24 protein-coding genes and 2 pseudogenes are annotated in these 26,921 nt (G+C 73.8%); 20 read left to right on the plus strand and 6 right to left on the minus strand.

The annotated features are described in order from the left end of the window. The first annotated feature begins 217 nt into the window (after positions 1–217). The 7 genes and pseudogenes from ssd (at position 218) to ACN261_RS11270 (ending at position 5,262) form a co-directional block, all read left to right on the plus strand. A complete protein-coding gene (gene ssd, locus ACN261_RS11240; RefSeq protein WP_421485127.1) occupies positions 218–1,321 on the plus strand; it encodes a septum site-determining protein Ssd in 1,104 nt (367 codons plus the stop codon). After that, entirely contained in the window at positions 1,318–2,523 is a 1,206-nt protein-coding gene (locus ACN261_RS11245; RefSeq protein ID WP_425849898.1) for a TadA family conjugal transfer-associated ATPase, read from the plus strand. The genes ssd and ACN261_RS11245 overlap by 4 nt, the downstream gene beginning before the upstream one ends. After that, a complete protein-coding gene (locus tag ACN261_RS11250; protein WP_425849901.1) occupies positions 2,523–3,332 on the plus strand; it encodes a hypothetical protein in 810 nt (269 codons plus the stop codon). The genes ACN261_RS11245 and ACN261_RS11250 overlap by 1 nt, the downstream gene beginning before the upstream one ends. After that, a complete protein-coding gene (locus ACN261_RS11255) occupies positions 3,332–4,057 on the plus strand; it encodes a type II secretion system F family protein (RefSeq protein ID WP_421485130.1) in 726 nt (241 codons plus the stop codon). Before ACN261_RS11250 ends, ACN261_RS11255 begins: the two co-directional genes overlap by 1 nt. Before the next feature lie 25 nt (positions 4,058–4,082). Further along, positions 4,083–4,250 (plus strand): DUF4244 domain-containing protein, encoded by a 168-nt coding sequence (locus ACN261_RS11260; RefSeq protein ID WP_204925799.1) that lies wholly within the window; start codon positions 4,083–4,085, stop codon positions 4,248–4,250. Continuing rightward, a pseudogene (locus tag ACN261_RS11265) lies at positions 4,247–4,642 on the plus strand (TadE family type IV pilus minor pilin); the annotation flags it as partial. The gene ACN261_RS11260 and the pseudogene ACN261_RS11265, both read left to right, overlap by 4 nt. Before the next feature lie 242 nt (positions 4,643–4,884). Next, a complete protein-coding gene (locus ACN261_RS11270; RefSeq protein ID WP_425849903.1) occupies positions 4,885–5,262 on the plus strand; it encodes an Rv3654c family TadE-like protein in 378 nt (125 codons plus the stop codon). 291 nt (positions 5,263–5,553) lie between these two features. Here ACN261_RS11270 and ACN261_RS11275 read toward each other — a convergent pair whose 3' ends face one another. The 3 genes from ACN261_RS11275 to ACN261_RS11285 all read right to left on the minus strand — a co-directional run bounded on the left by ACN261_RS11275 (position 5,554) and on the right by ACN261_RS11285 (position 9,084). Then, on the minus strand, positions 5,554–6,132 hold the full coding sequence (locus tag ACN261_RS11275) for a hypothetical protein (protein ID WP_088643463.1): 579 nt from the start codon (positions 6,130–6,132) through the stop codon (positions 5,554–5,556). A gap of 174 nt (positions 6,133–6,306) precedes the next feature. Next, entirely contained in the window at positions 6,307–6,510 is a 204-nt protein-coding gene (locus ACN261_RS11280) for a hypothetical protein (protein ID WP_204925801.1), read from the minus strand. A 171-nt stretch (positions 6,511–6,681) separates the two neighbouring features. After that, positions 6,682–9,084, minus strand: a complete 2,403-nt coding sequence (locus ACN261_RS11285) for a DEAD/DEAH box helicase (RefSeq protein WP_421485132.1) — start codon at positions 9,082–9,084, stop codon at positions 6,682–6,684. A gap of 132 nt (positions 9,085–9,216) precedes the next feature. Here ACN261_RS11285 and ACN261_RS11290 point away from each other — a divergent pair, with 132 nt between their 5' ends. The 6 genes from ACN261_RS11290 to topA all read left to right on the plus strand — a co-directional run bounded on the left by ACN261_RS11290 (position 9,217) and on the right by topA (position 17,220). Continuing rightward, a complete protein-coding gene (locus ACN261_RS11290; protein ID WP_204925803.1) occupies positions 9,217–9,573 on the plus strand; it encodes an STAS domain-containing protein in 357 nt (118 codons plus the stop codon). After that, positions 9,573–10,007 (plus strand): ATP-binding protein, encoded by a 435-nt coding sequence (locus ACN261_RS11295; RefSeq protein WP_204925977.1) that lies wholly within the window; start codon positions 9,573–9,575, stop codon positions 10,005–10,007. Before ACN261_RS11290 ends, ACN261_RS11295 begins: the two co-directional genes overlap by 1 nt. 315 nt (positions 10,008–10,322) lie before the next feature. After that, positions 10,323–12,683: a sodium-translocating pyrophosphatase gene (locus ACN261_RS11300; protein ID WP_421485133.1), complete on the plus strand. Its 2,361-nt coding sequence runs from the start codon at positions 10,323–10,325 to the stop codon at positions 12,681–12,683. 106 nt (positions 12,684–12,789) lie between these two features. Further along, the gene (locus ACN261_RS11305) at positions 12,790–13,332 is read left to right on the plus strand and encodes a hypothetical protein (protein WP_421485134.1); all 543 of its coding nucleotides are present in this window, start codon (positions 12,790–12,792) and stop codon (positions 13,330–13,332) included. Beyond that, positions 13,323–13,925 carry a hypothetical protein gene (locus ACN261_RS11310; protein WP_421485135.1) on the plus strand — a complete coding sequence of 201 codons (603 nt, stop codon included), beginning with the start codon at positions 13,323–13,325 and terminating at the stop codon, positions 13,923–13,925. The genes ACN261_RS11305 and ACN261_RS11310 overlap by 10 nt, the downstream gene beginning before the upstream one ends. A gap of 442 nt (positions 13,926–14,367) precedes the next feature. Then, positions 14,368–17,220, plus strand: a complete 2,853-nt coding sequence (gene topA, locus ACN261_RS11315) for a type I DNA topoisomerase (RefSeq protein ID WP_421485136.1) — start codon at positions 14,368–14,370, stop codon at positions 17,218–17,220. An 88-nt stretch (positions 17,221–17,308) separates the two neighbouring features. On the opposite strand, the gene ACN261_RS11320 is transcribed toward topA, so the two are convergent. Continuing rightward, positions 17,309–18,616 carry a D-arabinono-1,4-lactone oxidase gene (locus tag ACN261_RS11320; protein WP_425849910.1) on the minus strand — a complete coding sequence of 436 codons (1,308 nt, stop codon included), beginning with the start codon at positions 18,614–18,616 and terminating at the stop codon, positions 17,309–17,311. Between the two features lie 225 nt (positions 18,617–18,841). Here ACN261_RS11320 and ACN261_RS11325 point away from each other — a divergent pair, with 225 nt between their 5' ends. Further along, positions 18,842–19,417: a TetR/AcrR family transcriptional regulator gene (locus ACN261_RS11325; RefSeq protein ID WP_204925808.1), complete on the plus strand. Its 576-nt coding sequence runs from the start codon at positions 18,842–18,844 to the stop codon at positions 19,415–19,417. Positions 19,418–19,530: 113 nt separating this feature from the next. Here ACN261_RS11325 and ACN261_RS11330 read toward each other — a convergent pair whose 3' ends face one another. Continuing rightward, positions 19,531–20,739, minus strand: coding sequence for an amino acid deaminase/aldolase (locus ACN261_RS11330; RefSeq protein ID WP_204925809.1), 1,209 nt, complete (start codon positions 20,737–20,739; stop codon positions 19,531–19,533). A 277-nt stretch (positions 20,740–21,016) separates the two neighbouring features. On the opposite strand from ACN261_RS11330, the gene tmk reads away from it, so the two are divergent. The 6 genes from tmk (at position 21,017) to ACN261_RS11360 (ending at position 26,754) form a co-directional block, all read left to right on the plus strand. Next, positions 21,017–23,128 (plus strand): dTMP kinase, encoded by a 2,112-nt coding sequence (tmk, locus tag ACN261_RS11335; RefSeq protein WP_421486980.1) that lies wholly within the window; start codon positions 21,017–21,019, stop codon positions 23,126–23,128. Beyond that, positions 23,128–24,417, plus strand: a complete 1,290-nt coding sequence (locus ACN261_RS11340) for a DNA polymerase III subunit delta' (protein ID WP_425849913.1) — start codon at positions 23,128–23,130, stop codon at positions 24,415–24,417. Before tmk ends, ACN261_RS11340 begins: the two co-directional genes overlap by 1 nt. 108 nt (positions 24,418–24,525) lie before the next feature. Next, a complete protein-coding gene (locus ACN261_RS11345; RefSeq protein ID WP_088643476.1) occupies positions 24,526–24,855 on the plus strand; it encodes a YbaB/EbfC family nucleoid-associated protein in 330 nt (109 codons plus the stop codon). A gap of 1 nt (position 24,856) precedes the next feature. Continuing rightward, positions 24,857–25,162 carry a hypothetical protein gene (locus tag ACN261_RS11350; RefSeq protein WP_425849915.1) on the plus strand — a complete coding sequence of 102 codons (306 nt, stop codon included), beginning with the start codon at positions 24,857–24,859 and terminating at the stop codon, positions 25,160–25,162. Beyond that, complete coding sequence (locus ACN261_RS11355) at positions 25,162–25,818, plus strand: hypothetical protein (protein WP_421485140.1); 657 nt, start codon at positions 25,162–25,164, stop codon at positions 25,816–25,818. Before ACN261_RS11350 ends, ACN261_RS11355 begins: the two co-directional genes overlap by 1 nt. A gap of 75 nt (positions 25,819–25,893) precedes the next feature. Beyond that, entirely contained in the window at positions 25,894–26,754 is an 861-nt protein-coding gene (locus ACN261_RS11360) for a PSP1 domain-containing protein (RefSeq protein WP_421485141.1), read from the plus strand. A gap of 31 nt (positions 26,755–26,785) precedes the next feature. On the opposite strand, the pseudogene ACN261_RS11365 reads toward ACN261_RS11360, so the two are convergent. Beyond that, positions 26,786–26,854, minus strand: a pseudogene (locus ACN261_RS11365) (VOC family protein); the annotation flags it as partial. Positions 26,855–26,921: the final 67 nt, after the last annotated feature.

Genomic DNA, 26,921 nt, shown 5'->3' on the forward strand with positions numbered 1-26,921 from the left:
TGCCGGGTCGACGGAGGCGTCGAACGGCTGACCGGGACGCCCCGACGACGAGCATGGCCCGCGATCCCCACCACCGGGGCGGCATAACAGATCACCGACCGTGGCGGGGGTTGTCCACAGGCCGCCCCGTCGTCCACAGGTGAGCCGGCATCGGCGGCGCGGACCGGCGACGACGGCGCAGGGTCTGTCCCAGCAACCCCGAGCGCTGGAGGCCGTGATGCCACCCCGTACCTCCCTTCCGCCGTACCGGCGACTGCCGCTGCTGGTCACCTCCGACGGTGACCTCCTCGACGAGTTGCTGCGGCTCGCCGCGGCGGGCGGCACCGAGGTGGAGGTGGCCGCCGATCCGGCCGCCGCCCGGTCCCGTTGGCTCCCCGCACCCCTGGTCCTCATCGGCAGTGACCAGGCCCAGGCCTGCCTGCGGGCCCGCCTGGCCCGGCGGCCCCGGACGGTGCTGGTCGGACGATCGGGGGAACTCGACCCGGGCTGGGAGATCGCCGAGTTGATCGGGGCCGAGCACGTCGCCACCCTGCCCGCCGCCGAACCATGGCTGGTCGACCGGTTCACCGAGTGCGCGCCCGGCGGCGAACCGGCGGCCCCGGCCCGGACGGTCGCCGTGCTGGGCGGCCGGGGAGGGGCCGGGGCGAGTGTCCTCGCGGGCGGCCTGGCCGTCACCGCCGCCCGCGCCCAGCTGCGGACCCTGCTGGTCGACGCGGACCCGCTCGGCGGCGGGCTCGACCTGGTGCTCGGCTGGGAGGACCTGGACGGACTGCGCTGGCCGTCGCTCACCGACGCCGACGGGCGGGTCGACCCGCCCGCCCTGGTCCGCGCCCTGCCGCACCGGGGCGACCTGGTCGTCCTCTCCTGGGACCGGGGCGAGCCGCTGGCCCTGCCCGCCCCGGCGATGGCCGCCACCCTCGACGCCGCCCGCCGGGGTCGGGACTTCGTCGTCGTCGACCTGCCGCGCCAGCTCGACGACGCGGCCGTGCTCGCCCTCCAGGCCGCCGACCAGGCGTACGTGGTGGTGCCCGCCGAGCTGCGGGCGACCGCCGCGGCGGCCCGGGTGGTCGCGGCGACGGCCCCGCACTGCGCCGCACTGGCGGTGATCGTCCGGGGTCCCGCCCCCGGCCGGCTGCGGGCGGCCGAGGTGGCCCGCGCCCTCGGGCTGCCGCTGGCCGGCACGCTGCGCCCCGAACCGGCCCTGTGCCGGGGGCTGGAACGCGGCGAGGCACCGGCCGCCGCCGGTCGGGGACCGCTCGCCGCGCTCTGCCGTCAACTGGTCACCGACCTGACCGGGCTGCCCGTGCCGGGTGCGGCGTGACCGGGCGACCCGAGGAGTTCGCCGCCCGGGTCCGGCAGCGGATGGCCGACACGACCACACCTGTCACCCCGGCGGCGATCGTCTCCGCCGTACGCGCCGAACCGTCCGCCGCCGTCCTCGGTGACACCGCCGTGCTGCGGATCGCCGACCGGGTGCACGACGATCTGGTGGGTGCCGGGCCACTGGCCCCGCTGCTCGCCGATCCAGAGGTCACCGACGTGCTCGTGAACGGGCTCCGGGTCTGGGTCGACCGGGGTGCCGGGCTGCACCAGGTGGCGCTGCCGCTCGGCACGGTCGACGACGTACGCCGGCTGGCCCAACGGCTCACCGCCGCCGCCGGGCGTCGGCTCGACGACGGCTCGCCCTGCGCGGACGCCCGACTGCCCGACGGCACCCGGTTGCACGCCGTGCTGCCGCCGGTGGCGACCGACGGGCCCTACCTGTCGCTGCGCACCTTCCGGCACCGGCCGTTCACCCTCGACGAACTGGTCCGGCAGGGCACCGTGCCGCAGCAGGTCGCCCCGGTCCTCGCCGCGGTGGTGGCCGCCCGACTGGCCTACCTGGTCACCGGCGGCACCGGCTCGGGCAAGACCACCCTGCTCAACACGATGCTCGGCCTGGTGCCGACGACGGAACGCATCGTGCTGGTCGAGGACGCCGCCGAACTGCACCCGGTGCACCCGCACGTGGTCGGTCTCCAGGCCCGGACGGCCAACGTGGAGGGCGCGGGCGTGATCGGGTTGAGCGAGCTGGTCCGGCAGGCACTGCGGATGCGTCCCGACCGGCTGGTCGTCGGCGAGTGCCGGGGTGCCGAGGTGGTCGACCTGCTGGCCGCGCTCAACACCGGCCACGACGGAGGGGCGGGGACCCTGCACGCCAACACCCCGGCCGACGTGCCGGCCCGGCTGGAGGCGCTCGGGTTGCTCGGCGGACTGCCCCGGGCGGCACTGCACGCACAGGTCACTGCGGCTCTCCAGGTGCTGGTCCAGGTGCGCCGGGGCCCCGACGGCCGACTGCTGGAGTCGATCTGTCTGCTGCTGGCCGACGGCCCCGACCGGCTGGTGACGGTGGTGCCCGCCTGGGTACGCGGGCAGGGCGTCGGCCCGGCCGGACCCGGTCTGGCGATGCTGCTCCGCGACCGGGGAGTACCGGTGCCGCCCCTGCTGCGGGCACCCCGACCCGGTACGACGGGGCGGACATGATGCCGTTGTCGCTGGTTGCGGCTCTACTGACCGGCGCGGCCCTGGTGGTCGCCTGGCCGGTGCACAGCAGCCGACGCCGACGCCACAGCGTGCTCTCCGCACCGCGACACCCCGGGGCGGAGCCTGTCGACCCCCACCGGCCGGCATCCGGTCGACGGCTGCTGACCCGGCTGGTGTCCGGCCCGCCGAGGCGGGTCCTGCTGCTGGCCGGTCTCGTCGGTGCCGGTACGGGCGGCCTCGCCGCCGGGCCGGTCGCCGCGATCCTCCTGGCCGGCTACGGGATGCTCGGGGCGCGTGCCGTGCACCGGCGGCGGCTGGCCGGGCAGGTCGGCCGGGAACGTCGTCGCCACCTGGACCGGCTCGGGGCGCTCGCCGCCGACCTACGGGCCGGCCTGCCCGTTCCCGGTGACGCCGCGCCGAGCGTGGAACCCGGGGCGGCCGGTCCGGACGACGATCCGGCCGGGACGGACCGGCTCGCCCGGCTGACCCGGTCGGCGGTCCGGCTCGCCGACCGCACCGGAGCGCCCCTGGCCGAACTCCTGGAACGCGTCGAGGCCGACGCGCGGGCGTTCGACCGGGGACTGGCCGGTGCCGCCGCCCAGGCGGCAGGGGCCAACGCCACCGCGCTGCTGCTGGCCGCGCTTCCGCTCGGCGGCATCGCCCTCGGCTACGGCATCGGCGTCGATCCGCTGGCGGTGCTGCTGCACACCCCGGTCGGGGCCGGGTGTGCCGTTGTCGCGATGGGCCTGCAGGCCGGCGGGTTGCTCTGGGCCGAGCGGCTGGGCACCGTCCCCGGCGGAGGCGGGTGATGTCCCCGACGCACCTGTCGGCCGGGTGCCTGGTCCTGGCCGCGTTGCTGGTCGCGGTGCGCGGCAACCGGGCCGGCCGGCGGTGGAACGGCCTGACCGGCCGGCGTGCCGCCCGGAGTCGGCCGGGCTGGTGGCCGGACCGGATACGGCTCGGGGCCGCCCTGGCGGGTGTGGCGGTCCTTTTGCTGGTGGGCGGTTGGCCCGGTGCGTTGGGCGGCACGGTGACCGCCCCGGTGGCGGACCGGTTACTGCGACGGATCACCCCGCCCGCGGTGCGGGAGCGCCGGTTGCGGGAGGCCGCTGACCTGCCGCTCGCCGCTGACCTGCTGGCGGCGGCGATGCGGGCCGGTGCCCCGGTGGACCGGTCGGTGCTCGCGGTGGCCGACGCGTTGGACGGCCCACTGGCCGCCCGACTCGCTCGGATCGGGCGGACGCTGCTGCTCGGTGGCGAGCCGTCGGAGGCGTGGGCCCACCTGGCACCGGTGCCCGGGGCGGACCGGATGGTGGCCGCCGCACTGCGCTCGTCGCGCAGCGGGGCGGCGTTGGCCGGTGCCCTCGGCCGCGTCGCCGACGATCTGCGGGCCGACCGCTCCACGGCGGCGGAGGCGTCCGCCCGGCGGGCCGGCGTGCTGATCGTGTTGCCGCTGGGCCTGTGCTTCCTGCCGGCCTTCATTCTCGCCGGCCTGGTGCCGGTGATCGTCGCCGTCCTCGGTGACGTGCTGTGACCCAACATCGAGAAGGGAACGAACGATGCGCAAACTCCTCAGCCGGCTGCGCGGGGACGCGGGGATGAACACCGCCGAGTACGCCGTGGGCACCCTCGCCGCCGTCGCCTTCGCGGGCATCCTGCTCAAGGTGCTCACCTCGGGCAACGTGCAGGCGGCACTGACGGCCGTCATCGACCGGGCGTTGAAGTGAGACCGCGCCGGCCGGCCGGTCGGGACCGGGGCTCGTTCACCGCCGAACTGGCGACCGGCCTGCCGGCGCTGCTCCTGCTCCTGTTCGCCGGAATCACCGCTGTCGACGCGGTCACCACGAAGGCGGCCTGCCTGGATGCGGCCCGGGAGGCGGCGCTCGCTGCCTCCCGGGGCGAGGACGGCACCGGCGCGGGCACCCGGATCTCTCCCGAGGCGGCGGACGTGTCGATCGCGGTGCACGAGGGGCGGGTCACCGCGACGGTCCGCGCCCCGGTCCGTGCGCTCGGTGCCCGGCTGCCCCGACTCACCGTCGAGGCCGGCACGGTCGCCGCCGTCGAACCCGGCGTACCACGGCCAGGCGCACCGGAAGCGGGTGCACCGCAACCGGGCATGTGGGAACTGCCCGCACCGGAACCGGGCCCACCGCGACCGCAGGCACCCCAGCAAGGCCCGCCGGGACCTGGCGCACCCCAGCCCGGAATGCCGCAACCTGGCGTACGGGCACCGGCCGTACCAGTCCTGGAGGCAGGAATCCCCGATACGCCCGTCCCGGATGCATCCGCTCCGGGGGGACCTGGGGCAGGCGAGTGGGGAACCGGCTCGTGAGCCGCGCCTGCCGGCCCCAGCGTGTCGGGGTGCCCGGTTCCGGAGGGGAGAGGCCCGCTGGCGTCGCCGACCGGGGTGGGGCCACCGTGCTGGTGCTCGCCATCGGACTGGTCTTCGTGCTGGTCGGGCTGTTCGGGGCGGCGATCGGCGCGGCCCGGCTGGCGCGGCACCAGGCCCGGGTCGCTGCCGACTTCGGTGCCCTCGCGGGGGCCGGCGTTGCGCCGCAGGGTGCCGGGGTGGCCTGTGCGACCGCCGACGAGTTCGTCCGCGCCAATGCCGCCCGGCTGGTCACCTGCCGGGCGGACGGGCTCGACGTGGTGGTGACGGTCGAGGTGGCGGTCACCCCGCTGCCGGGGCTGCGGCGGTACGCGACCACCACCGCCCGCGCCGGCCCGGTCCGGGACTGACCGGTCAGCCCCGGACCGGTGTTGAGACCAGCCGGATCGGGCCGGCGCCCCGTGACACGGCGGGCCGGCCGACCCCGTGACACGACGGGCCCGCTGACCCCGTGACACGGCGCGCCGGCCGACCCCGGAGCAGGGCGCGCCGGACGACCCTGTGACACGGCGGGCCGGCCGACCCCGGAGCAGGGCGCGCCGGACGACTCCGGAACAAGGCGGGCCGCCTCGAAGCAGGTCGGGCCGGCCAACCTGGGAGCAGGATGGACCGGCCCGACCCGCAACCGGGCGGTGGGTGTCTCAGCGGCCCTGGAGCGCGTCCAGGCCGATGGCCATGGCGATCACCAGCCGCCTGTCGATCTGCGGGTGCGGCACCTCGACGACGTAACGGTCCCGCAGCCCCCACTTCTTGATCACCGAGAACACCGGCTGACCACCGGCGGTGAAGTCGAAGTGGTACGGCAGCCAGGACAGCGAGTCGACGAACCGGCGGAGCAGGGCCACCGGCATGCTGCGCTCCTGGCCGGTCATCGGCGGCAGACCGGCCTGCTCGACGTGCCAGGTCGAGCGGAGCAGCGACTGGGCGAAGTCCTTGCGAAACAGCCCGATCGGTGTGCCGGCGTGATCGGTCACGTCGTATGTGGCACCCAGGTCGAGCCGCTGACGGGCCTTGAAACCGAGCAGCGGGTGCTGCTTGGAGTCGTCGGAGTAGATCGTGACCTGCTCCTTGAAGGCGAGCCGCTTCTGCTGCGCGAACGCCAGCAACTCACCCTCGGTGCCGTCCGCCGCCACCGCCCGGACCTCGTACTGGTTGACCATCATCCGGATCCGCTGCCGGACGTGGAACTGGTGCTGGGCCTGCAAACTGTCCAACTGCATGAGAACTCCTCCGAAGGGTGCGCCGGAGTCTCGCACAACCCACCGACCAGCGCCCGCCGACGTCGATCGGCCGCACCCCGTCATCGCCGGCAGCCGGCCACCTCTGCGACTGCTGTCGCCGACCAGCCGTCCCCGGCGTCGCCGGGCGGCCCGACCCGCGATCAGCGACCGCCGTCAGCGTCCGTCGGCGGTCGCCTTGAGGGCCCAGGTGTTGAGCACCTGGTGGATGCCCCGCAGCCGCTCGTTGATCTGGTCCAGGCGTTCCGCCTGGGCCAGGCCGGCCAGGGCGGCACCCAGCGCGATCAACTGGTCGGGGGTGAGATTGTCCTGGTCGATCGTGTAGAGCAGGTCGACGGTCTCGGCGATGGTGTCGGCCACGGCTGTCTCCTCCGGGTCGGCATGGACGGCAGGGTCGGCGGTGAGAGGCACTTCCGATTATCGATGGAAGCGCTCCCATGCATCAATGCCCAGATGTCGTTCCGCCCAAGCACGATCCCAGGATTCAATGGCGGCCCGCCCCACGCAGTGAGACCGCCGGCCTGGTCTCCGCTACCGGTCGGCCGGGCCGGGCTGGGCGGGCGCGGTGGCGGACAGGTTGGCCAGGACCACGTCGAGGACCCGGACCGCGCCCGACTTGGACAGCGGGTTGTTGCCGTTGCCGCACTTCGGGGACTGGACGCAGGACGGGCAGCCCGACTCGCAGCCGCATTCGACGACGGCGTCCCGGGTGGCGCCCAGCCAGGCCGCCGCCGTCCGGTAGGCCCGCTCGGCGAAGCCGGCCCCGCCGGGGTGCCCGTCGTAGACGAACACGGTGGGTGCCTCGGTGTCCGGATGCAGGGCGGTGGACAGCCCGCCGATGTCCCACCGGTCGCAGGTGGCCATCAGCGGCAGCAGCCCGATCGCGGCGTGCTCGGCGGCGTGCAGCGCCCCCGGCACGTCCGCCGACTCCACCCCGGCCGCCGCCAGCGACTGCGGGGAGAGCGTGAACCAAACCGCGACGGTCCGCAGCTCCCGGGCCGGCAGGTCCAGCGGGCGGGTGTCGATCACCTCGCCGGAGGCGATCCGGCGACGCTGGTAGGAGACCACCTGACTGGTGACGTCCACCTCGCCGAGGAAGAGCCCGACCGGCCCGGCGTCCCGGTACGAGCGGACCGACACCACCGAGAGCGAGGTGACGTCCCGGGCGTGGGTGGACCAGTCCGGCTCCTCGGCGTGCACCAGCGCGCACCCGTCGTCGAGGTCCAACGCGTCGACCACGTACGAGACGCCCTGGTGCAGGTAGACCGCCCCCGGGTGGACGAGGAAGTGCGCCGAGCCGCCGTCGACGGTGCCGAGCAGCCGCCCGGTGGACGCCTCCACCACGCAGACCGGCGCCCCGCCCTGGCCGCGTAGGTCGATCTCGGGGCGTTCCCGGTGCCGCCAGTACCAGCCGGTGGGCCGCTGCCGCAGGTCACCGGCCTGCACCAGCTCGTCGACGGCCTCCTTCGCCCCGTCACCGAACAGTTCCAGGTCGGCCGGGGTGAGCGGGGACTCGGCGGCGGCGCAGGCGAGCTGCGGGGTGAGCACGTACGGGTTGGCCGGGTCGAGCACCGTCGCCTCGACCGGGCGACCGAACAGCGCCTCCGGGTGGTGCACCAGGTAGGTGTCGAGCGGGTCGTCCCGGGCCACCAGCACGGCGAGCGCCTCGTCGCCGGAGCGCCCGGCCCGCCCGGCCTGCTGCCACAGCGACGCCCGGGTGCCCGGCCAGCCGCAGATCAGCACCGCGTCCAGCCCGACCAGGTCGACGCCGAGCTCCAGCGCGTTGGTGGAGGCCAGCCCGAGCAGGTCGCCGTGGAGCAGGGCCCGTTCCAGTTTCCGGCGTTCCTCCTTCAGGTAACCGGCCCGGTAGGCGGCGACCCGCTCGCCGAGGCCGGGCACCGCCTCGTCCAGCGCCCGGCGGGCGTTCGCGGCGACCACCTCCGCGCCGCGCCGGGACCGGACGAAGGCGAGCGTGCGTACCCCCTCGGCAACGGTGTCGGCGAGCAGGTCGGCGGTCTCCCGCAGTGCCGACCGGCGGACCTGGGTCAGGTCGTCGACGGCGGCTCCGACGCCGGCGATGGCCCCGACGTCGGCGGGCGGCGGCAACAGCGGCGGTTCCCAGAGCGCGAAGGTGACCCCGCCGCGCGGCGAGGTGTCCTCGGTGACGGCGGTGACGGGCACGCCGGTGAGCCGTCCGGCGGTCGCCGCCGGATCGCCCGACGTCGCCGACGCGAGCAGGAACACGGGGGTACGGCCGAACTGGGCGCACCGGCGGCGCAGCCGACGCAGCACGTGCGCCACGTGCGAGCCGAAGACGCCCCGGTAGGTGTGGCACTCGTCGACGACCACGTACGTCAGCCGGCGCAGGAACCCCGACCAGTGGGTGTGCCCGGGTAGCAGGCCGTGGTGCAGCATGTCCGGGTTGGTCAGCACGAACCGGGAGTGCCGGCGGATCCACTCCCGTTCGGTGCGCGGGGTGTCCCCGTCGTAGGTGGCGGGGCGTACCCCGTCGAGGTCGAGACCGGCGACGGCGCGGAGCTGGTCGGCGGCGAGGGCCTTGGTGGGGGCCAGGTAGAGCACCGTGGCCCGGGGGTCGGCCAGCAGGGTAGCCAGCGTCGGGAGCTGGTACGCCAGGGACTTGCCGGACGCGGTGCCGGTGGCCACCACCACGTGCTGCCCGGCGTACGCCAGCTCGGCGGCCTCGGCCTGGTGCCGCCAGGGGGCGGTGACGCCGCGTCGGGCGAACGCCGCCCGTAGCTCCTCGGGGGCCCACTGCGGCCACGGCGCCTGCTGCCCGGCGCGCGCCGGCACCCGCTCGACGTGGGTGACCGGGTCGACCGGGTGGCGGGTGCGCAGCCGGTGCAGCAGCTCGGCCGGGCCTCGCCCGGTGCCGGGGCCTGCGGTGACGGTGGCTGCGGGGTTCACGTCCTGCACTCTCGCACTGGTGTTCGGTGCTGAACAACCGGGCCGGTGGGTATGGAGGAGTCGCCGCCGGTGACCTCGTCAGGCCGTCGGGCGGGGATGGTTAGATGCCCAGGAGAGTTTACGGCTCTCGGAGGAGGACTGATGGAGCTGTCGCTGGCGACCCGCACCGTGGGGGAACACACGGTGCTCGAGGTCGGCGGTGAGGTGGACGTCTACACCGCACCCCGACTGCGCGAACGGCTCCTGGAGTTGATCGACGGCGGTGCCCGGCGGGTGGTCGTCGACCTGGGGCGGGTGGACTTCCTCGACTCCACGGGTCTGGGTGTGCTGGTCGGTGCCCTGAAGCGGCTGCGGTCGGCCGGGGGGTCGTTCGCCCTGGTCTGCGACAAGGAGCCGCTGCTGAAGATCTTCCGGATCACCGCCCTGGACCAGGTCTTCCCCCTGCACCCGACGGTGGACGCGGCGATCGCCGCCGACCCCACCGTCCCCGGCGCGTGATGGCGACGGTCCGGCTCTCCTTCTCACCGGCGCCGGTGCACGTGCGCACCGCCCGCCTGGTCGGTGTGGCGGTGGCCCGTCGGGCCGGGGTCCGGGAGGATCTGCTCGACGAGGTGCGGCTGGCGATCGGTGAGGCGTGCACCCGGGCGGTCGCGCTGCACCACCAGTACGGTCTGGCCGACCCGGTGCTCGTGGAGATGTCCGACTCCGGAGCGTATTCGGTGCGGGTGGTGGACCGGGCGCCGATCGAGGCGGGGCTGGGCCTGGCCGCGTTGAACGCCGACGAGTTGGCCAACGAGGCGTTGACCGACGAGGCGCTGACCACAGGCGTGGGCTTCGCGCTGCTCGCCGGTTTCGTGGAGGACCTCCAGGTGCGGCCGGTGGCCGAGGGCATCGGAACCGAGGTCCGGATGGTGTGGCCGGTCGGTCGCTGATTTCACTGTACGTGTACGAGGCCGTGACCCTTGGTGGGTCGCGGCCTCGTAGTGTTGATGGCCTCCCATATCAGATTTTTCCTCATAACACAGTTACGGAGATCATCCGGACACGGTGTCCCCCAGGTGTGACCTCCAACACTGGCCAGGGCTACAGTCTGTGGGTTGTCAGTACGTGATCGTTCCCGCAGCCAGCGGATATGGATGTTGATCATCTTCCGTGGCGGCGGGTTCAGAGCACGTGCGCCACCGCATCCAGGCGTCGGTCATACGTCCACTGGCCGGCGCGACAGTGTTCGGTACAGGAGGACATAGATGTCCGGGACCTTGGCCGCCGAAGGCGGCGCGCTGTCCCTCACCGGAGAGAACGTGACGTACGTCGTCATCGCCGCGGTCATCGCGCTGGTGGCACTCGTCTTCGCCGCCGCCTTGACCAAGGCCGTGCTGGCAGCCGGTAAGGGCACCACCAACATGCAGGAGATCTCCGGCGCGGTGCAGGAGGGCGCCTCCGCCTATCTGCTCCGGCAGTTCAGGACATTGGCGATCTTCGTGGTCGTCGCCGTCGTGCTGCTCTTCCTGCTACCGGTGCACGACACCGACGGCAGCGAACTGGCGGTGAAGATCGGCCGGTCCGCGTTCTTCGTGGTCGGCGCCCTGTTCAGCGCGTTCATCGGCGGGGCCGGGATGTGGCTGGCCACCCGGGCCAACCTGCGGGTCGCCGCCGCGGCCCGGGAGGCGGCAGGCGGCCGGGAGGCCGCCATGAAGATCGCCTTCCGTACCGGTGGCGTGGTCGGCTTCCTCACCGTCGGCCTCGGCCTGTTCGGCGCGGCGCTCGTGGTCATGCTGTTCAAGGGCGACGCGCCGACCGTGCTGGAGGGCTTCGGCTTCGGTGCCGCCCTGCTCGCCATGTTCATGCGGGTCGGCGGCGGCATCTTCACCAAGGCCGCCGACGTCGGCGCCGACCTCGTCGGCAAGGTCGAGCAGGGCATCCCCGAGGACGACCCGCGCAACGCCGCCACCATCGCCGACAACGTGGGCGACAACGTCGGCGACTGCGCCGGCATGGCCGCCGACCTCTTCGAGTCGTACGCGGTCACGCTGGTCGCCGCGCTGATCCTCGGCCGGGCCGCGTTCGGCGAGGACGGCCTGGTCTTCCCGCTGATCATCTCCACCATCGGGGTGCTGATCGCCATCGTCGGGGTCTTCATCACCCGGCTGCGCACCTCCGACCGCAACGGCCTGACCGCCATCAACCGGGCGTTCTACCTCTCCGCGGTGCTCTCCGCGGTGCTGGTCGCGGTCGCCGCGTTCCTCTACCTCCCGGCCAGCTTCGGCGAGCTGGAGGGCGGGCTCACCGACGTCGACCAGAACCCCCGCGTGGTCGCCATCGGCGCGGTCGTCATCGGCATCGTGCTGGCCGCCGCCATCCAGGCGCTGACCGGCTACTTCACCGAGACCAACAGGCGTCCGGTGCAGGACATCGGCAAGAGCTCGCAGACCGGCCCGGCCACCGTCATCCTCGCCGGCATCAGCGTCGGCCTGGAGTCGGCGGTCTACTCGGCGCTGCTGATCGGCGCCGGGGTCTTCGGCGCGTTCCTGCTCGGCGGCAGCTCCATCACCCTGTCGCTGTTCGCGGTCGCGCTGGCCGGCACCGGCCTGCTCACCACCGTCGGCGTGATCGTCGCGATGGACACCTTCGGCCCGATCTCCGACAACGCGCAGGGCGTGGCCGAGATGTCCGGCGACATCGACGAGAACGGCGCGCGGATCCTCACCGAACTGGACGCGGTCGGCAACACCACCAAGGCGATCACCAAGGGCATCGCGATCGCCACCGCCGTGCTCGCGGCCACCGCGCTGTTCGGCTCGTACACCGACACGCTGCGTACCGCGTACTCCGACGCGGGCGTCGGGGACGTCGGCAGCGAGATCCTCAACGCGCTCAACGTCGCCAACCCGCGCAACCTGGTCGGTCTGATCATCGGTGCGGCGGTGGTCTTCCTCTTCTCCGGGCTGGCCATCAACGCGGTGTCCCGCTCGGCCGGCGCGGTGGTGATGGAGGTCCGCCGGCAGTTCCGTGAGCTGCCCGGCATCATGGACCGCACCCAGCGCCCCGAGTACGGCAAGGTCGTCGACATCTGCACCCGGGACGCGCAGCGCGAGCTGATGACCCCCGGCCTGCTGGCCATCCTCGCCCCGATCGCGGTCGGCTTCGGCCTCGGCCCCGGCGCGTTGGCCTCCTACCTGGCCGGGGCGATCGGGGCGGGCACCCTGATGGCGGTCTTCCTGTCCAACTCCGGTGGCGCGTGGGACAACGCCAAGAAGCTCGTCGAGGACGGCTCCTACGGCGGCAAGGGCTCCGAGGCGCACTCGGCGACGGTCATCGGCGACACCGTCGGCGACCCGTTCAAGGACACCGCCGGCCCGGCGATCAACCCGCTGATCAAGGTGATGAACCTGGTCTCGCTGCTGATCGCGCCGGCCGTGGTGGCCTGGAGCGTCGGCGACGACCGGAACACCCCGCTGCGCCTGACGATCGCGGTGGTCGCCACCCTGATCGTGGTCGCGGCGGTGGTGTTCAGCAAGCGCAAGGGCGTCGCCATGGACTCCAACCCGGACGGTGGCGGCACCGGCACGGGCAACGACCCGAAGCGGGTCGAAACCGCCAACGCCTGAGTCACGACGCAGCGGGTCCCCGTCCTGCGGGGGCCCGCCGCGTCGGGCGGTGCACCCCGAAACCTGACCGCTGGCGCAATCGCCCGGAGGCCGTACGCTGCAACGCATGCGTACGTGTCGGGCGGGTGACGCCGGAAAGCTCACGGCGGTCCTCGTCACGGTCGTACTCGTCGTGGCCGGGTGCGGTGGCGGGCCCAGCCCCCGGGCCTGGGCGGCGTCGGTCTGCGAGGCGCTCACCCCGTGGCGGGCCGAGATCAGCAAACTCACCAGCAGCACCCACCAGCAGATGACCGCGCAGACCACCCCGGCGCAGGCGAAGGAGAACCTGGTGCGGCTCTTCGGCGGCGCCGAACAGGCGAGCGAGACGGCCCGCCGCCGGATCGCCGACGCGGGCATCCCGGAGACCGACCGCGGCGACGAGGTGTCGAAGGGGTTCCGCACCTCCCTGGCGAAGATCAGGGACGCCTACGGTCGCGCCGGGGACACCATCGACGCCCTGGACACCACGCGGGCCGCCGCCTTCTACGACGGCGTCCAGGCCGCGGTGGACACGCTCAACCAGGAGTACGACGCGAGCGCGCTGGACACCGGGCGGCTCAACTCGACAGAACTCAAACAGGCCTTCGACGAGGTTCCGGAGTGTCGCTGAGGCGTGCCGACCCGCCCGGGGAACCGGGGCGTCAGCTGTCGCTGTTCGGCACCGAGGCGGCCGACCCGTCCGTCGCCGACCTGGCCGGTCTGCTCGCCGGCCCGGGGGAGGTGCACCGGATGGGCCGAACCGCCCGGTTGTCCGTCGGGGTGGACGCGGCCTGGCGGGTGCACGTGCTCGTCGACGAGCTGGCCCGGCGGGGGCTCGCGGCGGGCTGGGAGTCGACCGGGGAGCAGCGTTACGTCGTGCGGACCCCGTACCTGACCACGCTGGCGCCGTTGGCGACGGCCTGGCTGGCCGGTGGGGTGAAGCGGCCACCGCCCCGGTTCCACCTGCACGGCCGGCGGCTGCGGCTGTGGCTGGCCGCCGCCGGGGCGGCCGACGACGCCGGGCTGCTGCTGCGCCTGGACCGGCGGGACGAGCCGTGGTGGCCGGTGGTGCGGGCGGCGCTCGCGGTGGTGGGCCTGCCGGCGGCGCTGCTGGAGCCGGAGGCGGGCGGCCCGGCGTACCGGATCGGTGGGCGGCGGCTGGCCCGGCTGGCCGAACTGGTCGGCGACCGCCCGCCGGCCGCCCCCGCCGACCTCTGGCCGTGACCGCCCCGCCCGGGCCCGCCGGCCGCCCGGGGGACGGGTGGTGATCGGCTCTACGGGGGCTGTGTTGCGGTATCGGAGCGACCGGATGCCGCCACTTCGGCCCAGTGGAGTCATCAGCCGAGACCGGCCGGGCGTCCGATCATGGACGGTATCGCGGAGAGTATGCTAGTCGTCTCACTCTGTGAACACCTGGGTTCGCCCAGGTCGGAGGGGCGGCGTCGTCACCGTGGCCCACTTCGGGGCCTACCCACGGTGTACGGTGGCGCCGTCCGGTCACTGAGGCCGCGCGGCGCCGGCGGTGCCGCCGCGCGGACGCTGTTTGCCGCCCCCGGGGCCCGGAACCAGGGTGGCGCGTTACGTTGGACATCCGGACCGACGGTGGTCCGGCGGGCGCAACACGGCCCGAAACGGGCCTGGAGCAGGAGCGAGGTCGGGGAGAGACGTGCCGAGCAGAGCTGGAACCACCCGTCTGGTCATCGTCGAGTCTCCGGCGAAGGCCAAGACGATCTCGGGCTATCTCGGCCCGGGGTACGTCGTGGAGGCCAGCTTCGGCCACGTCCGGGACCTACCCCGCAACGCCGCTGACGTGCCGGCCAAGTACAAGGGTGAGTCGTGGGCCCGGCTGGGGGTGGACGTCGACAACGGCTTCCACGCCCTCTACGTGGTCTCGGCCGACCGTAAGCAGCAGATCAGCAAGCTGGTGAAGCTGGCCAAGGAGGTCGACGAGATCTTCCTGGCCACGGACGAGGACCGCGAGGGCGAGGCGATCGCCTGGCACCTGGTGGAGACCCTCAAGCCCAAGGTGCCGGTCAAGCGGATGGTCTTCCACGAGATCACCAAGCCGGCCATCCAGGCGGCGGTGGCGAACCCCCGCGAGATCGACCGGGACCTGGTCGACGCCCAGGAGGCCCGCCGCATCCTCGACCGGCTCTACGGCTACGAGGTCTCCCCGGTGCTGTGGAAGAAGGTCATGCCGAGGCTCTCGGCGGGCCGGGTGCAGTCCGTGGCGACCCGGATCGTGGTCGAGCGGGAGCGCCAGCGGATGGCCTTCCGCACCGCCGAGTACTGGGACATCCTCGCCACCCTCGCGGTGGCGAACCCGGGCGAGGGCCCGCGTACCTTCAACGCCACCCTGGTCGCGCTCAACGGTGACCGGGTCGCCACCGGCAAGGACTTCGAGCCGACCACCGGCCGGGTGCGGCCCGGAGCGGGCGTGGTGCACCTCGACGAGAGCGGGGCGCGGGGCCTGGCGGCCCGCCTCGACGGGCGGCCGTTCACCGTCACCCGGGTCGAGGAGAAGCCCTACCGCCGCCGCCCGTACGCGCCGTTCATCACCTCCACCCTCCAGCAGGAGGCGGCCCGCAAGCTGCGGTTCTCGTCGCAGCAGACGATGCGCACCGCGCAGCGGCTCTACGAGAACGGCTACATCACCTACATGCGTACCGACTCGGTGAACCTCTCCGAGACGGCCATCGCGGCGGCCCGCCGGCAGATCGTCGAGCTGTACGGCGAGCGCAGCGTGCCGCCGGAGCCACGTCGCTACACCGGCAAGGTGAAGAACGCCCAGGAGGCGCACGAGGCGATCCGCCCGGCGGGTGACAACTTCCGCACCCCCGGCGACGTGGCCAAGGAGCTGTCCGGCGAGGAGTTCAAGCTCTACGAGCTGATCTGGCGGCGCACCATCGCCTCGCAGATGACCGACGCGGTCGGCTCCAGCGTGTCGGTGCGCATCCGGGCGGTCTCCGTCGCGCAGGAGGAGGCCGACTTCGGCGCCACCGGCAAGACCATCACCGACCCGGGCTTCCTGCGGGCCTACGTCGAGTCCAGCGACGACGAGAACGCCGAGGCCGAGGACGCCGAGCGCCGGCTGCCCACCCTGGTCAAGGACCAGCCGCTGACCGCCGACGAGCTGGCCGCGCAGGGCCACCACACCCAGCCGCCGTCGCGCTACACCGAGGCGTCGCTGGTCAAGGCACTGGAGGAGCTGGGCATCGGCCGCCCGTCGACGTACGCGTCGATCATGCAGACGATCCAGGACCGGGGCTACGTCACCAAGCGCGGCCAGGCGATGATCCCGACGTTCCTGGCGTTCGCGGTGATCGGTCTGATGGAACGGCACTACCCGCGCCTGATCGACTACGACTTCACCGCCAGCATGGAGAACGAGCTGGACGAGATCGCCGGGGGCGACCACGCCGCCGTCGACTTCCTCACCGCGTTCTACTTCGGCAGCAGCAACGGCACCGGGGACCAGGCCATCGCCCACGCGGGCGGGTTGAAGAAGCTGGTCACCGAGAACCTCAGCGAGATCGACGCGCGTAGCGTCAACTCGATCCCGCTGCACACCGACGACGAGGGGCGCGAGGTCGTCGTCCGGGTCGGTCGGTTCGGGCCGTACCTGCAACGGGCCCTGCCCGGCGAGCAGCCGGCACCGAAGGCCGACGGCGAGGAGGGCGGCAGCCAGGGCGACCGGGCGCCGATCCCGGAGGGGTTGGCCCCCGACGAGTTGACCCCGGAGAAGGTGCACGAGCTGTTCCTCGGTGGGGGCGGCGAACGCAAGCTCGGCGACGACCCGGCCACCGGGGAGCCGATCGTGCTCAAGTCCGGCCGGTTCGGCCCGTACGTCGCCAGCGGCGAGCGCAAGTCGTCGCTGCTGCGCACGCAGACCCCGGACTCGCTCACCCTCGACGAGGCGTTGAAGCTGCTCAGCCTGCCCCGGGTGATCGGGGTCGCCCCGGACGGCGCGGAGGTCGTCGCCAACAACGGCCGCTACGGCCCGTACGTCAAGCGCGGTGACGAGTTCCGCTCGCTGGACTCGGAAGACAAGATGTTCACCGTCACCCTCGACGAGGCGCTGGCCCTGCTGGCCGCCCCGAAGACCCGCCAGCGTCGGGCCGCCGCGCCCCCGCTGCGCGAGATGGGCGTCGACCCGCTGACCGAGAAGCCGCTGGTGATCAAGGACGGCCGGTTCGGGCCGTACGTCACCGACGGGGAGTTCAACGCGTCGCTGCGGCGCGGGCAGACCCCGGAGGAGCTGACCATCGAGCAGGCGTCGGAGATGCTGGCCGAGAAGCGGGCGAAGGGCCCGGCCCCGAAGAAGGCGGCGGCGAAGAAGGCCCCCGCCAAGAAGACGGCGGCCAAGAAGGCCACGGCGACCAAGGCGACGACGGCGAAGAAGACCGCCGCCGCGAAGTCCACGGCCGCCAAGAAGACGACCACCGCCACGACCACGACGGCGAAGAAGACCCCGGCCAGGAAGGCCGCCCCCCGCAAGGCCACCACCGCGGCCGAGTGACCCACCCGTCCCCGGCCACCCACCCGGCGATCCTGGAGGCAGACGGCCCCCTGAGGCCGTTTCCTCCAGGATCCCGATGGGTCGTCGGTCAGGGGCCGAGGATGTGGTCGAGGTGGGGGTTGGTGAGGACCCGGCCGGGGTCGAGGCGGGCCCGCAGATCCTGGAAGTCGGCGAACTTCGGGTACACGGTCGCCAGGGAGGCTGCGTCCCGGTAGTGCATCTTGCCCCAGTGGGGTCGGCCGCCCAGCCCCGCAGCGACCTCCTCGAAGGCCCGGAAGTACGGCTCGTAGGGCATGCCGACGTACTGGTGGACGGCGAGGTAGGCGGAGTCGCGGCCGTAGCCGTGGGACAGCCAGATGTCGTCGGCTGCGGTGAACCGCACCTCGACGGGGAAGAGCACCTTGAACGGCAGCCGGTCGACGAGGCGGCGCAGTTCCGCCAGCGCCTGCGGCAGGGCGGCGCGCGGGATGCCGTACTCCATCTCCACGAAGCGGACCCGACGCGGGGTGCAGAAGACGGTGTCGGAGCGGCCGGTGTAGGTGCGTTCGGTGAGTGCGCGGGCGGAGACCGCGCTGATCGTGGGCACCAGCGTCGGGACGGCCCGACCCAGCCGGCAGGCCCCGGCGAAGACGGTGTTGGCGAGGAGTTCGTCGTCCAGCCAGCCCCGCCAGCGGGGCAGCGGCCGGTCGTCGGTGGGCACCCGGTCGTTGGTCTTGAGCTGCACCCGGTCGGTGTACGGGAACCAGTAGAACTCGACGTGGTCGTGCCGGCCGATGAGACCGGACAGGTCGCCAAGCACCTCGTCGAGCGGGGCGGGGCGTTCGTGTGCGCGCAGGGTGAACGCGTCGACGCAGCGTAGGGTGACCTCGACGAGCACGCCGAGCGCCCCCAGGCCGACCCGGGCGGCGGCGAAGATGTCCGGGTGTTCCTCGGCCGAGCAGTGCAGCACCTCGCCGGTGCCGGTGACCAGGGTGAGCGCCTCGACGAAGGTGGACAGGCAGCCGTACGCGGCGCCGGTGCCGTGGGTGCCGGTGGAGATCGCCCCGGCGATGGTCTGCGCGTCGATGTCGCCCAGGTTGGGCATGGCCAGGCCGTGCCCGGCGAGCAGCGCGTTGAGCGCCTGCAGGGTCATCCCGGCGGGCACGGTGACCAGTCGGGCGTCCCGGTCGACCCGGACGCCGGTGTCGAGGGCGGACAATTCCATCCGCCGGCCGTCGGACAGGGCGATGGGGGTGAACGAGTGACCGCTGCCGACCACCCTGATCCGCTCACCCGCGCCCGCCGCGTCGAGGACCGCCTCGGCTGTGTCCTCGACGGTGGTAGGGCGCAGGATGGCGGTGGCGACACTGCGTTGGTTGCCCGCCCAGTTGGACCAAGCGGTGGTGTTACCGGCCATCGGCGCTCCTCGACATGAACGTGAACTGACTTCATATCAGGAACGTTGTGCCTGGTAAATACCGCAATCGAGGTCCGCTCGTTGTACCGGTAGTCACGGCCTCGTGACATGTGGATATGTTCTTCCGTCGAAGGGGGGTGGCGTCGAGTGTCCACACCAGCCGCCACGACCGGGCCGCTGCGCCGCGTTCCGGTGCAGGGTCGAAGTGTCGCGCGCGTCCAACGGATGTTGGACGCCTGTGCCGAGCTCGTCGACGAGGTGGGGTACGAGGGGTTGACCACCACGTTGCTCGCCGAGCGGGCCGAGGTGGCGATCGGGTCGGTCTACCAGTTCTTCCCGGACAAGCGGGCGATAGTGCAGGCGTTGACGCTGCGCACCATGGAGTCCTACCTCCAGCGGCTCGACGAGCGCTTCGCCTCCGACGACCTGACCCACTGGTGGGACGGCGTCGACGCGGGCATCGACGAGTACATCTCGATGCACCGGACGGTCCCGGGCTTCCGGACCCTGCACTTCGGTGACGTCGTCGACCTGCACCTGCTCGACGAGCAGCGGGACAACAACGGGGTGATCGCCGACCAGTTGGCCCGGGTGCTCACCGAGCGGTTCGGCATGGTCGACGAGCCGCGCCTGCGGTTCTGCCTGGAGATCGCCGTCGAGGCCGCCGACGCCCTGATCAAGCTGGCGTTCCGCCGCAAGCAGGAGGGCGACGAACGGGTCCTCGCCGAGGCCAAGGCGCTCATCCGGGAGTACCTTCACCGGCACGTCGAGGCCCCGACCGAACCCGCCGCCCAGCCCTGACCGACCGGCCCTGACCGACCGCCCCGGCCGGCCCGCGAAGCCGCCCCTGGGCCGGCCGTAGCCGGTTCCGTGCCGTCGACGGCCGGCCCGGGACCGGCACCGCGAGGGGCGGATCAGAGGAAGGCGTGGCCCTCACCCCGGTAGGTGGGCACCGTGGCGACCACGCTGTCCCCGTCGACCAGGTGCAGGTCGTTGACCCGTTCGCAGAGTTCGCCGGCCTTGGCGTGCCGGAACCACACCCGGTCGCCGATCCGCAGGGCGGCTGCGGCGGCGCCGGTGAGCGGGGTCTGCACCTCGCCCGCGCCCTCGGTGCCGACGAGTTCCAGCCCGGCCGGCAGCCACGGCCGCGGTAGCCGGCTCGTCGCCGCCGGTCCGGAGGCGATCCAACCGCCGCCGAGCACGGTGGCGATCTCCGGCGTCGGGCGGCGGACCACCGAGCAGGCGAAGAACGCCGCCGGGGTCGGTCGCCAGGCGCGGTAGGCGTCGAACAGCGTCGGGCCGTACAGCCCCGAGCCGGCGGTGACCTCGGTGACCGAGGGGTCGGCGCTGGTGGCGGCCACGCTGCCGGTGCCACCGCCGTTGACGAATTCCAGGTCGGCGTGTTCGCGGACGGCGGCGACCGCCGCACCCCGTCGGGCCAGCAGCTCCCGGTACGACCCGCGCTGGGCGATCCGGATCGCTGCGCTGAGCGCGGCCTGTCCGGGCGGGGCGTCCCCGAGCCCGGCGATCTGTGCCTCGTACGACATCAGGCCGACCAGCCGGAAGCCGGCCCGACGGGCGACGGCGGCGGCGAGCGCGCCGGCTGCCCGGGCGCTGTGCACCGGCGAGCGGCGGACCCCGACGTGCACCCGGCCGCGTAGGGGTCGCCAGGAGGCGTCGAGGTCGAGGCAGACCCGGATCTCGGGTCGGCGGCCCGGGGCACACACGGTGTCGATCAGGTCGAGCTGCTCGGTGCTGTCGATCATGAGGGTGACCGCCGCGGCGAGCTGCGGATCACCGGCCAGGGCGGCGAGCGCCCCCCGGTCGGCGGTGGGGTACGCCACGAGCGCGTCGCCGGTCGCGCCGGAGCGGACCAGCCAGTTCGCCTCGGCCAGGGTGAACGCCATCACGCCGGCCCAGCCGGCCCGGCCGAGCGCCCGGTCGAGCAGGTCGCGGGACCGGATCGACTTGCTGGCGGCGCGGACCGGCTTACCGGCGCTGCGGGCGGCCAGTGCGGCGGCGTTGGCGTCGAAGGCGGTGAGGTCCACCACGGCGTAGGGCGGGTCGAGGTGGGCGGTCGCCTTGTCGAGGCGTTCGCGCAGGGTGTCGCTGTCGATGGCCACGAATGCACGCTAACTGTCCGGACGGCAATGCGAAATACCCTCACGTCCTACCGGGCTGCGGACGGTGGCGTCAGCGGCCTAGGCTCGGCGAGCAGGAGAATGTCGCCGGTGGGGAGGCCCCCACCGGGTCTAGAGTGTTGCACCGGGACTGCCCAGTGTTGGGCCGGCGCGTGGAGGTACGGCCATCGAAAGCCAGCAGAACGGCGAGTCGTCCGGCGCGTCGTCGTCCGGGCCCGCCGGAGCCGCCGCCCAGACCGACCGGTCCGGGGCTGCGGCGATCCGGTCCGTGCTGCGCATCCGGCCGTTCCGGCGGCTCTGGATCGTCCTCGGCGCAGCCTCCTTCGGTGACTGGCTCGGCCTGCTCGCCACCTCCGTCTTCGCCGCCGCGCAGGTCTCCGGCAGCACCGCCCAGGGGGCGGTGTTCGGTGGCGTGATCGCCATCCGGCTGCTCCCGGCGCTGGTGCTGGGGCCGGTGGCCGGTGTGCTCGCCGACCGGTTCGACAGGCGCTGGACGATGGTCATCTGCGACCTGCTGCGCTTCCTGCTGTTCGCCTCGATCCCGCTGGTCGCGCTGCTCGGCGTCCGGGGTGGCGTGGTGGTCACCTGGGCGGCGATCGCCACCTTCCTGATCGAGTCGATCACCCTGCTCTGGATCCCGGCCAAGGAGGCCGCGGTCCCCAACCTCATCCCGCGCGCCCGGCTGGAGACCGCCAACCAGCTCACCCTGATCACCACGTACGGCCTGACGCCGGTCGCCGCCGCGATCGCCCTGGCGGTGCTGGACCGCAGCGTGCGCGGGGTCACCGGCGGCGAGATGCCGAGCTGGGCCGAGCCCGCCCAGCTCGCCCTCTGGTTCAACGCCTTCTCCCGGCTGGCCACCGCGCTGGTGGTGGCCTTCGGCATCAAGGAGATCAGCCAGGCCCAGGCCCGGGAACGCGGTGAGCGCGCCGAGCAGGGCATGTTCAGCCAGTTCACCGAGGGCTGGAGGTTCATCGGCCAGACCCCGCTGGTCCGGGGCCTGGTGCTCGGCATCTTCGGCGCGTTCGCCGGTGGCGGCATCGTGATCGGCACCGCCAAGTTCTTCGCCGCCTCGCTCGGTGCCGGCGACGCCGCGTTCTACATGCTGTTCGGCGCGATCTTCATCGGGCTGGCGGTCGGCATCGGGCTCGGCCCGATGATCGTGCGGGACATGTCCCGCCGCCGCTGGTTCGGCATGAGCATCGTGCTGGCCAGCGCGTCCGTACTGGTGCTGGCCTTCGCCATCCACCTGTCGATGGCCATCCTCGGTGCGATCATGGTCGGCGCGGGCGCCGGCATGGCCTTCCTCGCCGGCACCACGCTGCTCGGCGGCGAGGTCGCCGACGAGGTACGCGGCCGGGTCTTCGCCGTGGTGCAGATCGGCACCCGGCTGGTGCTGATCCTGGCGATCGCGCTGAGCAGCCTGCTGGTCGGGGTCGGCGGCTCGCGTCAGCTCACCATCGCCGACCTGGGCATCTCGGTCTCCTCCACCCGGCTGCTGCTGCTCGCCGCCGGCCTGGCCGGCATCTTCGCCGGGATCAGCGCGTTCGGGCAGATGGACGACAAGAAGGGCGTGCCGGTCCTGGCCGACCTGTGGGGCTCGATGCGCGGTCGGCCGCTGATGCCGGCCGAGCCGTTCGTCTCCAACGGTCTCTTCGTGGTCTTCGAGGGTGGTGAGGGGGCCGGCAAGTCCACCCAGTTGGAGAAGCTCGCCGCCCGCCTGCGCGAGCAGGGCCGGGACGTCGTGGTGACCCGGGAACCGGGTGCCACGGCCGTGGGTGAGCGGATCCGGGCCCTGGTGCTTGAGGATTCCGGCGCGGACGCCCCCTCCCCGCGCGCCGAGGCGCTGCTGTACGCCGCCGACCGGGCCCACCACGTCGCCACCGTGGTCCGCCCCGCCCTGATCCGGGGCGCGGTGGTGATCAGCGACCGGTACGTCGACTCGTCCCTGGCCTACCAGGGCGCGGGTCGTACGCTGCCGGTCGACGAGGTCTCGTGGCTCTCCTCCTGGGCCACCGGCGGGCTCAAGCCCGACCTGGTGGTGCTGCTCGACGTCGACCCGCGCACCGGCCTGTCCCGGGCCGCCGCCCGCAACCAGGGGGCCGACCGGCTGGAGGCCGAGTCCGTGGCCTTCCACGAGCGGGTCCGCTACGCCTTCCTCGACCTCGCGGCCAACGACCCGAAGCGTTACCTGGTGCTCGACGCGGCCCGCCCGGTCGACGAGATCGCCGGCCAGGTCGGCCGGCGGGTGCAGGAGTTCCTGGTGGACCCGGCCGGCATCGTGCACCCGCGTCCCGCGCACGGGCCGGACACCTCGGTCCAGCCCGAGTTATCCGACACGGAGCTGGTGGGGATGGAGCACCGGACCTGATGCCGGACGTCTTCGCCGAGCTGGTCGGCCAGGACGACGCGGTCGACACCCTGCGCCGGGCCGCCGCGTCGGCCGCCGCCGTGCTGCGTGCCGCCCACCTCCCGGCACCCTCCGCCACCGTCGACCCGGACGACGACCTGGCCGCCCTGGCCGAGGCCGACGAGGGGGCCGAAGCCGGGGGGACCGGCACGGCCGTCGACCCGGGGGCCGGGATGACCCATGCCTGGATCTTCACCGGCCCGCCCGGTTCCGGCCGTTCGGTGGCCGCCCGCGCCTTCGCCGCCGCCCTCCAGTGCGTGCACGGCACCGGTTGCGGCACCTGCTCCGGCTGCCACACCACGCTCACCGGCACGCACGCCGACGTCCGCCTGGTGGCTCCCGAGGGGCTCTCCATCGGCGTCGGCGAGATGCGCGCCCTGGTGCTGCGGGCGGCGAGCACCCCGTCCGGCGGGCGCTGGCAGGTGGTGATCATCGAGGACGCCGACCGGCTCACCGAGGCGGCCGGCAATGCGCTGCTCAAGGCGGTCGAGGAGCCCCCACCGCGGACGGTCTTCCTGCTCTGCGCCCCGTCCACCCACCCGGAGGACGTGTCGGTGACGATCCGGTCGCGGTGTCGGGTCGTACCGCTGCGGCAGCCCTCGGCGGCGGCGGTCGCCGAGGTGCTTGTCCGGCGGGACGGCATCGCGCCCGACGTGGCGCAGTGGGCGGCCGCCGCCGCGCAGGGGCACGTGGGGCGGGCCCGACGGCTGGCCCGCGACCCCGAGGCGCGTCAGCGCCGGGACGCGGTGCTGGCGGTGCCGCGCCGGCTGACCGGGGTGGGCACCGCGCTGGACGCGGCGTCGGCGCTGATCGAGGCGGCCGAGGCCGAGGCGGCGGCCTCGGTGGCGGAGTCCGACGCGGCGGAGCGGGCCGCCTTGCAGACCGCGCTGGGCGCGGGCGGCACCGGCCGGGGTGCGGCGGGCGCGACACGCGGCTCCGCCGGCCAGCTCAAGGACCTGGAGAAGCGGCAAAAGTCGCGGGCCACCCGGGCCCAGCGGGACGCCCTGGACCGGGCCCTGGTGGACCTGGCCGGCTTCTACCGGGACGCGCTCACCTCGTCGTTGCGCGCGCCGGTCGCCCCGGTGCACACCGACACCGCCGCGCTGGCCGAGGCGGGCGGGCAGAAGTGGGCCCCGGAGGGGGCGCTGCGCCGGCTGGAGGCGGTCCTGGAGTGCCGGGCCGCGATCGAGGCGAACGTCAAACCCCGCATCGCCGTGGAGGCGATGATGCTCTCGCTCTGGCGCGGCTGACCCCCGGTTCCCGCCCATCGACACGTGTTGACGGGGTGCGGTACGGTCCCGGTGGGCCGCGGTGATCGTGGTGGCACGCAGGGTGAGGTCGACCTGGGGGGAGATCGGATGCCGCGCGGCGAGATCGACGAGGCGTGGATCGAGGAGGCGGTGCGGCGGTACCGCCGGATCGAGTCCCTCCAGGCCGAGTTCGACCGGGCGGTGGAGACCGTCGAGGTGACCGTCCGCTCGCCCGACGGGCTGGTCGAGGTGGTGGTGACCGCCGGTGGGCGGATCACCGACGTGCGCTTCCTCGGGCCGCTGCACAACCGCCACCCCCGGGACGTGGCCGGCTCGGTGCAGGCCGCCGTCACCGCCGCCGCCGACGCCGCCCAGTGGGCCCGGGAGAAGCTGCACAACGAGACGTTCACCGCCTACCGTCCGCTCGCGGGGGCGTGAGATGGATCCCCTGCGCGCCCTCGCCGACCGCCTCGACGAGGCGAGCGCCACCCTCGCCGCGCTGTCCCGGACGGTCACCGCCACCGACCCGCCGCACCCGGCGTTCGGCGCGCACGCCGCCGGCCGTCCCGGCGAGGTCGGCCGGGCCCTGCACCGGCAGTGGACGACCGCCACCGACGGCCGGGCCCGCGAGGCGGGTGCCGCCGCCGCCCGGCTGGCCGCCGCCGCGTCGGCCGTCCGCAGCGCCGCCGACCGCTACACGTCCAGCGACGAGGCCGCCCGCCGCCGGCTGGCCGGGGAGGCGTGATGGACCCGCTGGACCGGCTCGCCGAGCCCGGCCTGGACCTGCTCGCCCGGGTCGACACGCTGCTCGCCGCCGGTGCGCCCGAGGCGCACCCGGTCTGGCCGCTGCTGCGCCGGATGCAGCTGCTGCCGGGGGAGGCCCTGCGCGCCTTCCTCGACCTGCATCCCGCGCCGCTGGCGACCGCCGGCCACGCCGTGCGCCGTCTCGTGCGGGGGTACGACGACGCGTGCGCCGCCCTCACCGATCCGGGCATCTGGTCGGGCCCGGCCGGGGCGTCCTACGACGAGGCCCGTACCGCCCTGCTGCGCCACCTGGACGAGGGCCCGGAGAGCCTGGTGGGCCGGCTGGAGTCCACCGCCGGTTACGCCGACGCGCTCGCCGACTGGGTGGAGGGCAGCCGGTTGGCGGTGGCCCGGGTGCTGGCCGAGGTGCTCGGCTCCAGCGAGGCGGTCCGGGTGCGGGCGGCCGCCGGGGCGGGTGCCGGGCCCGCCGGGGCGGCCGCGGCGGCCGAGATCGCCACCCGGGTGCTCGCGGTGCTCGGGGTGGCCTACGACGGGGCGGAGACGTTGCTGCGCCAGTGGTCGCCCAGCCTCGCCGAGTTCACCTGGCGGCCGACCGGCGGGCCGTCGTACCACGGCGGCCCGGTGCGGATCGGGTGATGGGCCGACCGACCCGGCGGGGGGCCCGCCCGTCGCGCCCGGACCGGTTCCGTCGATCCGTCGTAGGCTGAACGCATGGGCATGCTCTGCGCGGTCAGCTTCAACCGGTACGGGCGGCTCTACTACCTCGACCCGGGGGAGTTCAGCCCGCAGGTCGGTGACCGGGTGCTCGTCCCCACCGACGACGGTCCCGAGGTGGCGGAGTGCGTCTGGGCGGCGCAGTGGGTCGCCGAGGAGACCGACGGCTTCCCGAAGCTCGCCGGGTTGGCCGGCGACGACGACCTGCGCCGCGACGAGCTGCTGCGGCGGCGCAAGGCCGAGGCGAAGGTGGCGGCGAAGCGGCTGATCCGGGAGCACGGCCTGCCGATGAAGGTGGTCGCGGTGGATCACGTCCTCGCCGCCGCCGAGGGCACCGGGGACCGGACGACCGTCTACTTCACCGCCCCGCACCGGGTGGACTTCCGCTCGCTGGTCCGGGACCTGGGCGCGACCCTGCACTGCCGGGTGGAGCTGCGGCAGCTCTCCGCCCGGGATTCGGCGCGGGTGCAGGGTGGCATCGGTTCCTGCGGCCGGGACCTGTGCTGCGCCACCTTCCTCAACGACTTCGAGCCGGTGACCATCCGGATGGCCAAGGACCAGGACCTCCCGCTGAACCCGCTGCGGATCTCGGGCGCCTGCGGCCGGCTGATGTGCTGCCTGAAGTACGAGCACCCGCTGTACACCACGTTCACCGAGTCCGCCCCGGCGATCGGCAGCCGGGTCAGCACGCCCGAGGGGGACGGCCGGGTGGTCGGCCACAGCGTCCCGAGGGACGCGGTGACCGTCCGCCTGGACGCTGACGGCTCGCGCTCCATGTGCTCCCGCGCGGACGTCTGTGGCTCCCGGAGCGCCTACGAGAGCCGCGACCCGGCCGGCCCCGGAGGGGCCGCGCGCTGACCGACGGTTCACGGGTGTCGGGCACGGCCCGTCAGGCGCGGTCGTGCAGGGTGACCTGGTAGCCGTCGGGGTCGGCGAGGGTGAATGTCCGGCCGAAGGGGCGCGACGGGTGACGCACACCTCTTGGTCGTCGACTTCGACGGGCGGCGGCGAGCGGCGGGTGGTCG

Origin of the sequence: Micromonospora sp. WMMD723 (assembly GCF_049863385.1) — a bacterium.
GTDB lineage: Bacteria > Actinomycetota > Actinomycetes > Mycobacteriales > Micromonosporaceae > Micromonospora > Micromonospora wenchangensis.